The following is a 16,430-nucleotide window of genomic DNA, read 5'->3' as shown; positions in this document are numbered from 1 at the left end:
TTGACCAAAGTTTTGGCAAAGTTGACCGAAGTATTGCTGAAATTGACCGAACCAAATTTTAGAGTGGCTGAAGGCGGTCGAAAGGTGACCGAACGTCGCTGCATTTTGTCCGAACCCTTACTCTAATTGAACCTTTTTTGTCCGAAGCAGGAGGATAAATGACCGAACCAAATCCAAACAGCAAAAATTAAGCATTTCTATTAAAATTTCAGCATTTTCAGCTGTACAGAAGAAAGAACCATTTGTCGCTCACTATATTCAAACCAAAAAGTATGGTGTGAAGACCCTTAAATCCTCACACCATACTTTACGACGACGCTTTAAAGCTTAGAAGAATCGGCGTCCCTGTCCCCTCAGCCCTTTTTCTCTTCAAGGTATTCTATCGCTTTTTCAATCTCCCATTTTAACGGTTCTGCAAGCGTCATGGAGTATAGTGTGCTGATATGATGAGTGTCACGATATACAAGGACATTTCCAATAACAGAGTGACAAGTGTTTTTATCACAAAAGTAGTCCGATAGGTCGGCAAAGTACACATTGTTTGGGATATTTTCAGTGTTTTCCCATGGTGGTTTCTCTGCCAGCGCTTTATCTCTTGGTATAGAACATTCTTCTGGGGTTTTAACTTCCACGCATGCTGGAATGTTCTCTGCCATCCTCGGGTTATCCCTTAGTGCAAAAATTGTAGTCACGCCCTCGAATTTTTCCCACATCTCAATGTATCCATTTGGTATGGTATCTCCACTATCCACGGTAGCTGTCGTAAATAGTAAATCAGGTGGATTTTCTGTTAATGGTTCTATCACCAGCTCATTCCATTCCATGCAAGTGTCGGACAATTGTCCATTGAAATCTTCTGTAGAAAATCTGCAGGCGTCTTTATTATAAACATCTATCTGGAGCTTTAAATCCTCGGCAAACTGTTCTAATGCCGGGAACCAATGACCAGAGTGAGAGCCTCCTACAAGTGCTATCGTATAGTCAGGGTCCTCTGTTTCCCCGTAAGAACACATTTTCACTCCACTTTCCTTCATCTTGACATAACAGTCATCTGTATACATCGAAGGTAACTGACTTGTTGCTTCCAAAGGTGTGGTAATGGGTGTCAATCCTGGAGTGGCATCCACATTTTCATATATGGTTCGTGCGCCAGGATAATCCTGAATATCATAATTCTGTTTAAATACAGCCTCCGACTTATCCATATACATTCCCCACCATGTATTGGCCCCCAACACAGGCAGCATGATCAGGATCAACAGAGATGCCAGCTTCCACTTGGATTCTTTAATGGACAAGCCCCTTATTGGAGCTTCCAGGATCTTTGTGGATAGTACCGACAGGAGGAAAGAGACCATGATCAGGATAATCCCATCTCTAATCGGTACAGAATCTGTCTGGAAATATGCATAATAGAAGACTAGAAGTGGCCAGTGCCACAAATAAAATCCATATGAAATGCTTCCAAAATATAAAAATGGCTTGGAACCCAGTAGATTTTCTACGCCGTAACGACTGCCATTTTCCGCTGCAATGATGATTAAGATGACACCAGATGTCGGCAATAATGCTGCATATCCAGGGAATACAGTAGAAACAGGCAACACGATACCCGTGAACCCGATAATGCATAATCCAACCCATCCCAATATAGCAGCCAGTCGTTTTTCAATTATTAGATAAGGTATCAATATTGCTAACATACCGCCTAGACTGAACTCCCATACGCGTGCGAAAGTGTCAAAATAGGCCCATGGCTGGTTGGTAGTCGTTATGTAGACCGAATAGGTAATGGAAGCCAAAAAAATCACAGATAATACTGATAGCAGTGTCTTGCGAAAAGGTGTTTTAAATAGTTTCTTGGCCACATAAAAGGCCAGGAAAATAATCAATGGCCAGGTTACATAGAATTGCCCTTGAATGGATAGCGCCCAAAAATGCTGGAAGGGGCTAGCCTCATTGTTCTGAGCCAAATAATCAACGGCGTTCGTGGCAAGGCGCCAGTTCTGAAAATAGAAGGCTGAGGAAAATACTTCAGAAATAATTTGTCTCCACTGTGCTTGCGGCAACAACAGGAAAGACAGCACGGTGGACGTGAATAGAACAAAGAAAGCGATGGGAAACAGGCGCTTCCCTAGCCCTAGCAGGTATTCAAAAATTCGGATACGGCCTTCCCTTTCCATTTTTGATAATAGGGATGTGGTAATCAAATATCCGGATACAATAAAAAAAACGTCCACTCCACCGGAAACGGACCCCAGCCAAATATGATAGATAGCGACAAGAAATGCCGCAACAGCCCGGACTCCTTCCAGTTCCGGACGAAACTTCTTTTGTGGAACTCTTAAATCATCCATTTCATTTATACCTCTACTCTCCATCCAATTAAAAATGGTCAAACACCCCTTGTATCGTTCACAGAGGGATAGCTGACCATAACATCAGTTATATGATGTAAGATAAAAATTAAATGCTAGTATTATAGTATAGTAAAATGGAAGAATAATCAATTAAAAACCATTTTTTGATTTTATTGTGTCTGATTTCCATAAAAGTAGGTCTTTTGCATTTGCAAGATAGTTGGTATCAGACACTTACGCAGCGCGCCTGCCCCCATACCACTAATCCCTCAAAAAGATGTCCCGTGTATAAACTTTTTCTTTCACGTCTTTGAGAGCAGGCTCCATTCTGTTTGTAATGATGATATCTGCTCTTTCTTTAAAACTATGTAAATCTGATATCACTTCGTATTCTTGGTATCTCTCTTTTGATAATACGGGCTCATAGATGATAATTTCTACTCCTTGTAGGGCTAATCGCCTCATTATTCCGAGAATGGAAGATGACCGGAAGTTGTCAGACCCTGATTTCATCGTAAGTCTGAATATCCCGACTGTATGCGGGTTTTTCTCAAGGATTTGAGCTGCGATGAAATCTTTTCGGGTTTTGTTAGCGGACACAATGGCTTCAATGATGTTGTTGGGTACGTTTTTGTAATTTGCCCGGAGCTGTTTGGTGTCCTTCGGTAAACAGTAACCACCGTAACCAAAAGAAGGGTTATTGTAGAAGTCCCCTATTCTTGGGTCGAGGCTGACACCCTCTATTATTTGTTTGGTGTTGAGTCCTTTTGCTTCTGCATATGTATCAAGCTCGTTGAAGTAGGCGACACGAAGGGCTAAATAAGTATTGGAAAATAGTTTAATTGCTTCTGCTTCGGTAGAATCTGTTTGCAATATTGATACATCCTTTTTCCAAGCAGCATCTTTTAATAAAGTTGCAAACGTCTTGGCGCGTTCCGATCTTTCACCAACAATAATTCTTGAAGGATAAAGGTTATCGTAGAGAGCCTTTCCTTCTCTTAGGAATTCAGGTGAGAATAGGATGTTATCTGTTCTATATTGTTGTTTGATTTTAGAAGTATACCCAACAGGTACGGTGGATTTAATCACCATGACCCCATCTGGATTCACAGTTAAAATGGTGTCAATGACAGATTCCACAGAGCTTGTATTAAAATAGTTCTTCTCTGTGTCATAGTCTGTCGGTGTGGCAATGATGATAAAATCTGCTTCTTTAAATGCGGTTATAGCGTCCGTTGTTGCGGTAAAATGAATGTCCGTTCTTTTTAGGAATTGCTCTATTTCTGCATCAACGATTGGTGATTGACGTTCATTAAGGAGGTCGACTCTCTCCTTTATAATATCAACAGCAATGACTTCGTGATGTTGCGCTAACAGCAATGCGTTAGAAAGCCCTACATATCCTGTACCAGCTACTGCTATCCTCATACCTACCGCCACCTTAACTTAGGTTATTTATTCTCTAAGCATAGCAAGCAGATGTTAGGATAATATGGATTAAATGTAAATATTCACTTCATAAAAAAAGACAGATGGAAAGGATATACCATTCCATCTGTCTATACTTAAATTATTGACGGGTCGCGTAGCGTGTCCCATAACCCATCAAGCTGCCACTCTCTCTTGTTCTTTGGTGACTCGCTTTTGCTTTACTGCATCTTTAAGAGGTCCAATAATGAATTTGCCAAATGGGAATAGGGATATAAGTCTGGCCATCAAAACAGATCCGAAGATGCCTATGAGAAATAGTGTGAATGAATATAAGATAATGTTCATTTTAGGCAGATATTTCATTGCGATATTAAAGGATAATAAGTGCAATAAATAAATAGAGAATGCGTATTTGCTGATGAACATTACAACTTTTGGTACCTTGGATACATAAGAAAATAAGAAAAATAGGAAAAAGAATAATGTTACGGTGTAAAACATAATATCCAGACGAACAGATCCTAGCGTTGTAATGGTTCCTGAATAGTGCATATCGTAAACATAATATAAACTAATACCTGTAGCGACAAATGCAAGAGGCAGTCCCCATTTTCGAGAAGCTCTTACCTTATCCAGGTTTTTTCCTACATAGTAAGCGACTGTAAAGTAGAAGATCCAACCTACAAATACCAAACGAATGTAAGAATAGTTCTCCTGCATGATCATCGGAAACATATCCCGATGGAATTCGGTCATATAGAGATAGGTTACATTAAGTGCGAAACTCACAATAAGCATGATCCACATTGGGATCTTCCTGAGATATTTTACAAATAAGGCATGAATGACCACAAATTGCAGGATGATGAGGATAAAATAACCGTGCCAGCCCGCAAAAATTAGATCTCTTTGTAAAGCTCTCAAAACATTACTCATGGCAAAATCATTATAAATCACATTAAATAAGACATATAAAAATGGCACAAAAACAAAAGGTAAAAATAAATACAATAAACGTTTTTTAAAGAATCCTTTTGGTATTCTATTATGATATGCGTTCCCAACAATCACTTCAAAAATGAGGACGAACATTGGCGTCGCAAACATCATCATCAATTGTAAATTTACAATGAAATCTATCGTGGTATCCGGCAGATCAAACTTACCCTTGGTTCGAGTAAAAGAATGAATGGCCACCACACTCAAACAGGCTATCGCCCTGATCCAATATATTTCATTAATAGGCTTTTTCAAGAAGCCACCTCCTAGTTCCTCAACTTATGATAATAGAACCTTTTAGGTGGAATATCAATGTCATTAACTTCCATAAAGCGACATTCTTCACTTTTTTTCACAAAAAAGAGACTCATTACTGAGTCTCTTTTCTAGGTCGATGGGGTAGCTGCCCCCATCAGCCCACTTTAAGCAGTTCTTCTCCTATTCCAGAAGAATAACCCTCCACCTGCCAGAACTAAAACTAATCCTGTCAGTAACACATTGAACGTATTTGTTGCTGTATTCGGAAGTTTATTACCTGGTTTTTCGCTTGGTTTGTTACCTGGTTTTTCACCCGTATTATCGCCAGGTTTGTTACCTGGATTCTCACCCGGTTGGTTACCTGGATTTTCTCCTGGCTCTTCACCCGGTTCTTCACCTGGCTCCTCACCCGGTTCTTCTCCTGGCTCCTCACCTGGTTCTTCACCCGGCTCCTCACCTGGTTCTTCACCTGGGTTTAAACTTACATCTACAAATCTACCTTGAATCTCAGTCGGGATTCCGTCACTTCCAATATTCACTAGATGCTCACGGAAGTTTTCCCAATCGGATAGACCTAGATCTGTTACACGGCCTTCTGCATAAGCATTTGCAAAGACATCATAGCCGTCTCCGCCTTTTGCTGTGAATGCATTTGTTGCGATGGTGTAAGTTTCTTCGTCTTTAATTTCCACTAAATGACCGTTTTCATCCAGATATTGAATGGATACTACACGCTCGCCTGCAGGTTTAGTGGAATCAAATTCTATTACCCCTCCGGCTACATGTAAGAAACCGCCATTTTCCCCTGGATATTGGCTGAAGCTTCTTTCGAATGCTGCTTTTAGCTCGGCACCAGTCAGATCCATCGTTGCCAATGTGTTAGCAAATGGAAGAACTGCGATAACTTCGCCTACAGTGATTGGTCCTTGATTAATCGCTGCACGGATTCCTCCACCGTTTTGCAATGCCATGATGATATTCTTGCCAGTGAATTCTTTTGCTTTTGCAAGCATTCCGTCGGTAATCAGGTTACCTAGGATTGTTTCGTTTTTACGTACACTTGGCTTCGTATTGTCGCCATCTGTACGCGGATTTTCTAATTCGATCGGTGTTGATACGCCGATTTCTTCATTGGCTACCTTATCAACATGCGCTTTAAATGGCGCCAATACTTCTACTGCCTCAGGATCAGCTACTTTGCCGCTGACTTTGATTAAGCTTCCGTCATTTTCAATTATGACACCATTTTCATCGAATCTTACGTCTAGCAAGCCTAGATTGCTATTAGCATTTCCTGTTTGGACAATAACAGTTGGAGTGGCATCTTTATCTACGAGTACAGGTTTGGACAATGCAGTATGACTATGTCCACCTACGATAATGTCGATACCTTCTACTTGTTCTGCAAGAACCAAGTCATTATCAACTGCTGCATTGTCGTCAAATCCGATATGCGTCAATGCAATGATCTTGTTAACGCCTTGTGCCTCAAGGGACGCAACTGCTTTTTCTGCTTCTTCTAAATAATTTTCAAAAGTGATGGAGCCCGGGCTTGAGATATCAGCTGTTTCTTCCGTTGTTAAACCGAAGATACCGATTTTCTCGCCGTTCACTTCCTTGATAATCCCATTATAGATTTCGCCATTTACATATGCTGCTTCAATGGAGTCATTGAATAGTCCATCGAACTTCGCATCTTTTGAGAAATCAACGTTAGCACTTACGAATGGGAAGTTTGCTCCCTTAACAAAGTTAACCAGTGCTTGATGGCCTTCTGCTGAAGAACCTAAGTCAAATTCATGGTTACCGAATGTCATGGCATCGATGCCCATCAGATTCATCAAGGCAAGTTCCGCTTCGCCTTGGAATTCATTGAAATATAGAGTTCCAGTGAATGCATCTCCTGCATCAAGAAGAAGTGCATCCGGGTTTTCTGCTCTGATTTCTTTTACAGCTGTTACAGTCTTTGGCATGTTTTCCAAAGCTGAATGCGTATCATTCGTATGCATAACTGTTAAATCAAATAAACCTTTTACATCTGTGATTCGACCTTCTGTTTCCGTCGGGATTCCTTCGCTTCCAACCATTTTCAAATGATCGCGGAAGTTTTCCCAATCGGATAGACCTAGATCGGTTACACGGCCCTCTGCATAAGCATTTGCAAAGACATTATAGCCGTCTCCGCCTTTTGCTGTGAATGCATTCGTTGCGATGGTGTATGTTTCACTATTTTTAACTTTTACATATTGACCGCTTTGATTTAAATACTTGACGGACACGATGCGTTCACCTGCAGGTTTAGTAGAATCAAATTCTACCTTTCCTCCTGCTACGTGTAGGAAACCGCCATTTTCTCCTGGATATTGACTTAAGCTGATTTCGAATGCTTCTTTAAGCTCTGCGCCAGTCAATTCCATCGTTGCCAATGTGTTGGCAAATGGAAGAACTGTCATGATTTCTCCTACAGTGATTTCTCCTGCGTTGATAGCAGCTCGGATTCCTCCACCATTTTGCAATGCCATGATGACATTTTTGCCAGTGAAATCCTTAGCCTTTGCAAGCATTCCATCAGTAATCAGGTTACCTAGGATTGTTTCATTTCTACGTACACTTGGCTTTGTGTTGTCGCCGCCCGTACGTGGGTTTTCTAAAGCATTAGGTGTAGACACGCCGATTTCTGTCTTCGCTACTTCATCCACATGTGCTTTAAATGGAGCAAGAACTTCTACTGCTTCTGGATCAGCAGCAATATTATTCGTGATTGCGATGATACGGCCATCATGTGTGGTAATAACACCATTCTCATCAAAATTAACATTCAACACACCAAGGTTGTTGTTTGCATTTCCTGTCTGTACGATGATAGTTGGTGTTGCATCATTCGCTACTACTACTGGTTCCTTCAAAGCTGTATGGCTATGTCCACCGACGATTATGTCAATGCCTTCTACTTTTTCAGCAAGAACCAGGTCATTGTCAACCGCTGCATTATCGTCATATCCGATATGTGTTAATGCGACAATACGATTTACTCCTTGAGATTCTAAATATGCAACTGCTTTTTCAGCTTCTTCTAGATAGTTCTGGAACTCAATGGATCCCGGGCTGGAAATATCCGCTGTTTCTTCTGTTGTTAATCCGAAGATACCAACTTTCTCCCCGTTTACTTCTTTAATGATTCCATCGTAAATTCTTCCATTTTCATATGCTGATTCAATGGAGTCACTGTATAACCCGTCGAACTTTGCATCTTTTGAGAAATCAATGTTTGCACCTAATAATGGGAAGTTTGCTCCCTTAACAAAGTCAACTAATGCTTGATGGCCTTCTGGTGAAGAACCTAAGTCAAATTCATGGTTACCAAAAGTCATTGCGTCAAAATCCATCAGCTTCATCATGGCAAGGTCTGCTGTACCCTGGAATTCATTGAAGTACAATGTTCCAGTAAATGCATCACCTGCATGAAGCAGAAGTCCGTTTGGAGATACTTCTCTAAGTTCTTTTAGCGCTGTGACAGTCCTTGGCATTAGATCCAATGCGGAATGAGTATCATTCGTATGGAAAATTGTCAGGTCTGGACCCGCTGGTTTTGTTAAATCAAGTTGCACCAACATAGGATCATGATCAGATGCCTGTCCTTGTGCTTCCGTGAAATTCGCATTGATATGGATCATATCAACTGCTGTATTCGATACTAGATTATTAGAAACTAAGATATGATCTAATACTTGGTTGTTTCCTTGGTAGAAGTAAGAGAAACGATCCTCGGCAGGAACTACATCTACCATATTTGTCAGTACTCCGCCTTTAAGTGTTTCAAGGGCTGGCGTGAATTCAAAATCATTCATATCTCCAGCAACGACAATGTTAAGAGCAGGATTTTCTGCAAGTCCAGCATCTACGAAATCGTTAATTGCTTGCGCTAATTGTAGTCGCTCCGCTTCTGAGCCCAATTTTGGAGGCTGATTTGCTCCCCATAGAGATTGGTCTCCACCTTTAGAATTCAGATGAGCTCCGATTACAACGACACGCTCACCTTGGAATTCAAATTTAGCTGCGATCGGTTTACGAGTGTTCGTGAATGCTGTAGGGTTGATTACCCCAGGATTAAGAGTCAGGTTACCCTCTGCAGTCCATGCATTCGCTTGAGTTGCCGTACCTTTAGTAGCATCGACTAAGTCCACGCGTTCAGGGTTGTACAGGTAACCTACACGAATGTTTCCGCCTGGTGCACCACCGTTTGTATTATTTTCAGGTGCAACATCTGTCCATGCATACGTTGGACCACCAGCAGCTTTGATTGCAGCAATCAAGCGCTCATAGCTCTCGGATGCATCTGTATTACCAGAATCAGTCTGTCCATCATTATCCTGAACTTCTACTAGAGTAATAATGTCAGGAGATTTCATATTTTCTACAAATGAGTTAGCGATTCTTGCCACTTTCTCATCTGGAGTATTGGCTGTGTTGTTTGAGAAGTTTTCGATATTGTAATTTGCTACTGTCAATTTGTCGTCTGCAGGGTCAATGTGTGTCACTTCTGCTTTAATAGATGACGGAATGACAGCAGGCAATTTGCTCTTGTCTGTTACTAGTTGGTAGCCTGCACTTGCATAGGATAGGATACCAATAACATCGCCATCAAATTGATCGCCGGATTTGTAGTCGTTCCCGACGTTATCAAGCATGATTTTTTCCGGGTTATAATCGTCTGCTGCGATATTTAATCCACCCATCACATTCAGTTCATTGTTTGTTGTGCTTCCCACAATAATTGGAACATCACCGTTATAAGGCGGTCCAACTACAAGTGCATCAGGGAAGGATAGACGCATGTATTCAACAGATTCCCAGAAATCAATGCCGTCTTCTTCAGGGTCAAAGGATTCCAATTTGTCATTATCAATGATTTTGTTAGGAGGGATAATATCTTCTCCAACAACAAGAGGTGCAGGAAGGTCCGCTGTACCAGTCTTTTCAACTGCAGTTCCTGTAATCTGTGTTTTGGAAAGGTTAGTGCCTCCACCGTATTCTGTCACTGTTCCATCTACTGAAACGGTATCCCCAACATTAACACCATGGTTTCTTTGGTATACTTCAATAGCTTCAGATGTTGCGCTGTCATCGTCTGCATTCTCAACATCCTGCATCACAAAGCTGCTTGTACCAAAAACATGTGTGACAACACCAGTGATGTCTGTTACGGAAGATCCATTGTATTCGGACACATGGCCTTTGCCTTGGATGTCATGGATGAAGATGCCTTCTGTATTCAGGATCGTGTAGGTAAAGCTGAATACTTCGCTCTCTGTACCATCTGCAACCGCGATTGCTTTAATGGTCGTTTCACCAGTTTCTAAAGCGATTGCTTCCGTATATTTTGTACTAGCTGTAGTTGGAGCTGAACCATCTGTCGTGTAATAGATTACAGCACCCTCTGTACCGGATTTCAATTCGATTTTCGTACCTGCTTCTACAACACCTTCTGGTTGAGTTACATATACGGCAGGTTTATTCACTAAATCATAGCTATCTAGACCAGTAGTTTTTAAGTGAAAACCAGCACTACTGATAGAGCCGAGTCCTGTTAGATGAACTTTATCGCCTTCTTTGTAGTGTTTGATCAGTTCATCATAATTAGAACCTGTGCGGTTGTCATGGATGACATCAACGCTTTCTCCACTTTCGAAGACTGCTTGGAAGGAAGCTGTTCCGTAATTTTCTTTTGTCAAGCCAGTAATTGTAACGTTTTCAAGTTTTAAAAATTCACCTTGTGTGCTCTCATCCACTTTTGTCACAACTTGAGCAGTAGGCAGTTCATTTCCAGATGAAAGAATTTCTTGTTTCGTCGGAATAATCTCCAACTCATTGTTGTAAGTCTTTAATTCACCGGTAATTTTAACTTTATCACCAGGCTTTACACTTTGCGGACTGTTATAAACAAACATCCCCGCCGTTTCATCCTGCATATAGTATGAATCGCCGCCCCAAAGGCCGGTATTCGTTGTCGCAATTCCTTCAATTGTTACCGTTTCACCAACACCAAGCTCACGTGCTTCTGCAACGGTAATGGTTGGAACAACTGGTTCTGGGTCAGTAGGTTCACCAGGGTCAGCAGCTCCGAAGGTATGTTTTCCTATGTCATCGAAAACATCTTTTCCTAGGTTAGTCCATTCTGTTTCTTTATCAAAAGCGTCGTCGATGATGGTATCACCTTTTGAAACATCGCTGTTTCTAACTAGGGAAACATCAGTTAGTTGCGTATCAACGGAGCCAACTTGGCCAATGGAATCTACGACTTGTCCATCTTTTTTCAGGACAATTTGATCGTTTCCGTTGAAGTTGATGACTTGCTTGCTGGTGTCTATTCTGTCTGTGGCAGCTAAGATATCAGCATGCGCATCAGAACGAGAAATGACGTATGTATCACCATTTGCAAGTTTTCCTTCTAATGTTAATATCTTGTCGGTTGTTGTGGTCCCTGTAGTTGCTGAACCACCGTTGTTGTAATGTTCCAGTGTGTAGCCGCTTAAATCTACCTCGCTACCTGTTCCATTAAATAGTTCTATAGCCTTGTTATTACTTGATCCCTCTATATACTCCGAAATAATGAGATCCGTAGCAACAACAGTTTCTGCTTTTACTTGAGTATTAGCAATTGGTGAAAATAAACTTGTGATCAAGAACACCAATGTGACAATACTAATACTTCTTTTGTGTTGTCTTTTCATTTTCTTCCTCCCATATTCTTAAATTAATCGACCCTTATGTTGACTCATGGTGGTTTCTTCATTACTTTTAGGGGAAATTGTTCTATACCCATAAGGCTTATTACCTACATTTTCTGCATGCAACCAAGCCCACCCAGACATTATTTTAAAGTCATATTATGAATCTAGTGTTAATTTAATGTGAAGATTTGTAGAATTACCGCAAAATATAAGAATGATAATATTCGGAAAATAAAAGCTAGATTCCCAGATTTTCGACTTTTTCTAACTTAATTAAACAAAAACCCCCTTCCCCATTATAGATTGGAGAGAATTATCTGTAAATACAATTTCTTCTTGATAGCGCTTCCTTTTCTTTCCTGAAGGGGTTTCAGGGGTTGGCTGAGGGGGCAAAAAGTGTGTCGACGTGCCTGTCCCTTCAATGTTAAATGTCCGAAGATTTTTGATTTTTGACCGAAGATTGGGGAAATTCGACCGAAGTTTTGGGTAATTTGACCGAAGATTGGCGACAATTGACCGAACGAAATTTTAAGGTGTCCGAAGGTCGTTGAAAGGTGACCGAACGTCACTACTCATTTGACCGAACCCTAGTCTATTATCCACTTATTTGTCCGAAGCAAGAAGATAAATGTCCGAACCGAATTTCACCTGTGAAAATAGGCCTATTTTCTTTAAAAAACACGAGTTTTTTCTATTAAAATCCACTATAAATAGCGATAGAAGCTTAGTTTCGTAATTTTACTATCGGGTCGCCCCCTGCTTCCATACTTATTTCGCCATACCATTCAAAAATAGTCGATATACCCCGACCTATTTTCACACCACGTATAACAACACCAAAAATAAAATGATACAAACGTTTGTTTAAAAATAATTATTGAAGAAAAATATAATCATAAAAGAGCCTGGGACAAAAATAAAAAACCTTAATAAAAGACGAACAATATAGTTATCATAGGTATCGACTCTAAATACCGCTGTTGATTTCCACAAATGGCCTCGCTTTCCTAGGGGCGGTGCTTGAGCCTCTTCGCTCCGCTGCGGGGTCTCAAGCTACCGCTATCTCCCTCAGGAGTCTTCGCCTTTTGCTCCAATCAACAGCTGGTGCAACCAAAAAACTAAATGTATCTTTTAAACGAAAACAGACCCGAACTAATTTGAGATTTCAAATTAGTTCGGGTCTCATTTAGATTAAAAAACTTTTGTCCCAGCCCTTTGCTTTTACATTTTTACATTCTAATGTGTTGAACACCCACTCTCAATTCAACCGAACTGGTTCACTATATGCACTATAGACATTGTTTCCGTCTACGACTCTGTAGGCGCGAATTTTGTAGTAGTAGGTTTTGCCTTTTACGAGATTGGTATTATCATATTTGACGGTGTTTCCGCTTGTGATGCTTGCGACTCTCGTATAGGTTCCTGTCTTGGATGTGGAGCGATAAATCCGATAGCCAGATGCACCGGATACTTTGTTCCAGGTTAGGGTAGCGGTTGTGTTGTTTTTCTTCACGACATTGAAGCTTGCAGGAACTGCTAATATGGTTTTGCCGCTTTTGATATCGGAAAAGGATCCGTAGACTTTTTGGTCATTTACCATGCGGTAGGCACGGACTTTGTAGTAGTAATTCTTTCCGGTTTTTTGTACGGAATTGGTAAAGGTCTTGGTACTACCGCTTGTGACGGTACCTACTTTATAGTAGCTACCTGTTTTGCTTGTAGCACGGTAGATTTCGTACCCGCTGGCACCGCTTACCTGATTCCAGCTGGCCTTTAACTTGTTGTAGTCTGCGGAGGCTACACTAAGTCCGTCAACCTTCCCCAGTGATGTTTTCTCACTCTTTACTTCTGAGTATGCCCCGAAGATTGTTTTGTCACCCTCGACACGATAGGTGCGCACCTTGTAATAGTAGGTTTTTCCCGTTAAAAGCCCGGTATTCGTGTATTCCAACGTGCTGTTGCTTGAGATGGTTGCGACCCTACTATAGGCTCCATTTTCCGATGTGGAACGGTAAACCCGGTAGCCGTGAGCACTGTCCACTTGATTCCAGCTCAGCTTAATTTTATTATAGGTTGTTGCTTCGGTTTGCAGGGTGCTAATTGTTTTTAGTGCGGTCTGCCCGCTGTATTGTGTGGTAGGAGCACTATATACTCTGTCCTGTCCATTCTGTAGATAGCTGCGAACATAGAAGTAATAGGTTTTGTCTGGAGCAAGTCCGTCGAATTCTTTTTTACTTAAGCTCGGATCCACTAGAAAAGTAGAGAAGTCATCAGGGGTTTCCCCAATATACACCTCGTATCCGTGCGCTTCATTTACTTTATCGAACGTTACGGTTATTTTATCAAAATCCACTACCGTCACCTTCACATTGGCAGGTGTATCCGGTATTTTTATATAGTTTGCCGCTATGGTTGTGTGTGAAGTGATGGTTGAAAAATCTTGATCCCAACCAATGAACTTGTATCCTGCCCTTTCCGGTTGTGGCGGTGCGGTTGCAGCTTTCCCCGTTTGTACAACTTCTTCTTTTAGGATGGTACCATCCCAATCTTTGAACGTTACGTTATAGGTTGCGATTACATTTACGGAAAAGCTGGTTGTCATGCCTTCATAGGTAATGGTAACCGTTTGGGTTCCAGGTGTATCAGGTTGGAATCCACTTGTCATTTCGGGTGTGAGAGGAATATTCGACTCCTTGCCATGGTTCGTTATGGCGTGCAGGGTGGTGCCCGAAAGATTTAATTGCTCCCCTTGTAGGTATGTCGTTTTATCAGGAGGAGTGATCAGTTTTAGATAGTTAAGCTTTTCTTCCCCTTCAAAAGTGACACGTACTAGCTCTGGGTACTTATAGCTAGCGTGTGTTCCTATTTTCCATGTATCCGTAAAATCAAAGTTTGGATAGGTAGAGATATCCTGCAGCTCTTGGTTGGTCTTTCTGGCCCCTTCCACTTCCGAACCGGTTCCGACACCATCGGCAATATTGTCAATAAAATAGGAATCGCTTATCGCTCCGTTAAATTCGCCGGCAATTCCGCCGACAGTGGATGAAGCTTGGACTGACCCTATGTTATAGCTGTTCATGATGGTTGTAGCAGAAGTACCGCGGCCAACTATTCCACCTGCACCATTCAGTGCGCTGATAGATTCATAGTTGAAGCTATTTTTTACCGTGGAATCATTCAGATAGCCTGCAATTCCTCCACTAAAGGACGCGCCCCCTACCTTTGCAGCGTTATAGGTTTCCGTTATGTTAGTGGAGTTGCTGGACCCGATGATCCCACCGGCATTGGAGGTTGATTGGACTTCACCAGCATTAGAAACTCTCGTAATAGTAGATCGGTTGTAGCTGTAACCAGCTATCCCTCCACCATCGGAGTTTTCCCCCGTGTTGGTCACCTTTCCCTTGTTCTGGCTGTCCATGATGGTGACATTATTCAACGTCCCGGTTATCCCACCGGTTCTGACGGATGGGGAGCTGCTTGTCACATCTCCATCATTTAAGGCGTTTTTGATATAGGAAAAAACGTGCAGGGTTCCACTGATGCCCCCACCTGTGCCAGAGCCTGTAATGGTAATAGCGCCATGGTTGGTTACGTCCTCCATATAGGTTTGGGTTCTTGCGGATCCCACAATCCCACCTATACGGCGCTCTCCTTGGACGGCCCCTTTATTGGTTGCATTTGTGATGCGTGTTGAAAGAGTATCGCCGGCGATTCCACCTGCATCACTTTTCGCCTTGACTGTTGCTTGGTTGGTAACGTTAAGAAGCGTAGATTCCGTATATGAGGAATCTGTATATACTACTCCGACAACGCCTCCGGATATGCCGTAATATTGGGACTGCCCATCAACGTTCCCAGAAACTGTTACATTTTCGATTTTGACATTATGGGCATATGCTGCCAGTCCTCCTGCAAAAGCATAGGAGCTATTGCTTATCGTCGATGTATTGGTTGCTAGTATATCCACATTCTCTAAATTAATATTTCTCATTTCAGCATAAAACGTATAGCCGAACAGGCCTGCATAGGTGTAGCTATTTGTTGCTTTTGGGTGTGCCTTCAACCCTTTAATGCTGTACCCGTTTCCGTCAAAAATACCCCTGAAAGGCTCGGGGTCGGTACCAATCGGTTCCCAGCCAGCACCATCGCGGTAAAACTCTCCCCCTTCGGCTGTCGCAGCCGTCAGATCGAGGTCCTCCATTAAGATGTACTTGCCAGTTAGATTAGATCTAATATCGTTTAAGTCTTCTACCGTGTAAATCCCTATGTATCCCTCAGGAACTTCTGTAAGAATACCTTCATTGGCGGTAGCTTGATAAGCAGGCATTCCCCCAGCTACCATTAGCAGCATTACTAGAAAAAACAAAAAACTCTTCCATCCTCTTGCCATTCTTTCTCCCCCGTTACCTTATTTAATGGACTATTTTGCTCTACTTATCCAGCATTAAGGGGTCTCCCTATCTTCTGTATGTTTGGAGCCAAAGTATTCCTTTAATTTTAATTATAGTTAGATTTTGGGAGAATGGTAGAGGGTGGGGGAATTATTTTTTGTGAGGTTTTGGAGAACTAATTGGCATTTTTGGAATATTCTTCTAGGAATATCCGTAGATTTGTGTCTAAAATACTAGCATAATAGTCTTAAAGTACTGGC

General features: G+C 41.6%; 5 protein-coding genes. All 5 read right to left on the bottom strand.

The window, feature by feature from the left end; translation table 11 throughout:
- Positions 1-353 precede the first annotated feature (353 nt).
- The 5 genes from HC179_RS14225 to HC179_RS14190 all read right to left on the bottom strand — a co-directional run bounded on the left by HC179_RS14225 (position 354) and on the right by HC179_RS14190 (position 16,169).
- On the bottom strand, positions 354-2,357 hold the full coding sequence (locus tag HC179_RS14225; RefSeq protein ID WP_168864892.1) for an acyltransferase family protein: 2,004 nt from the start codon (positions 2,355-2,357) through the stop codon (positions 354-356).
- 264 nt (positions 2,358-2,621) lie between these two features.
- Positions 2,622-3,788: a nucleotide sugar dehydrogenase gene (locus tag HC179_RS14220; RefSeq protein ID WP_168864891.1), complete on the bottom strand. Its 1,167-nt coding sequence runs from the start codon at positions 3,786-3,788 to the stop codon at positions 2,622-2,624.
- Between the two features lie 177 nt (positions 3,789-3,965).
- Positions 3,966-5,045, bottom strand: coding sequence for an acyltransferase family protein (locus HC179_RS14215; protein ID WP_168864890.1), 1,080 nt, complete (start codon positions 5,043-5,045; stop codon positions 3,966-3,968).
- 167 nt (positions 5,046-5,212) lie between these two features.
- Positions 5,213-11,779: a 5'-nucleotidase C-terminal domain-containing protein gene (locus tag HC179_RS21035; RefSeq protein ID WP_240948536.1), complete on the bottom strand. Its 6,567-nt coding sequence runs from the start codon at positions 11,777-11,779 to the stop codon at positions 5,213-5,215.
- A gap of 1,258 nt (positions 11,780-13,037) precedes the next feature.
- Positions 13,038-16,169, bottom strand: a complete 3,132-nt coding sequence (locus tag HC179_RS14190; RefSeq protein WP_168864889.1) for a bacterial Ig-like domain-containing protein — start codon at positions 16,167-16,169, stop codon at positions 13,038-13,040.
- Between the last annotated feature and the right edge of the window lie 261 nt (positions 16,170-16,430).

Origin of the sequence: Bacillus sp. RO1, from assembly GCF_012524115.1 — a bacterium.
Taxonomy (GTDB): Bacteria; Bacillota; Bacilli; order Bacillales; family Bacillaceae_I; genus Sutcliffiella_A.
This window is presented reverse-complemented; position numbering and strand designations above follow the sequence as displayed.

Coding starts and splice junctions, on each gene's coding strand:
- HC179_RS14220 (WP_168864891.1), bottom strand. CDS start 3,788: ATGAGGATAGCAGTAGCTGGTACAGGATATGTAGGGCTTTCTAACGCA.
- HC179_RS21035 (WP_240948536.1), bottom strand. CDS start 11,779: ATGAAAAGACAACACAAAAGAAGTATTAGTATTGTCACATTGGTGTTC.
- HC179_RS14225 (WP_168864892.1), bottom strand. CDS start 2,357: ATGGATGATTTAAGAGTTCCACAAAAGAAGTTTCGTCCGGAACTGGAA.
- HC179_RS14190 (WP_168864889.1), bottom strand. CDS start 16,169: ATGGCAAGAGGATGGAAGAGTTTTTTGTTTTTTCTAGTAATGCTGCTA.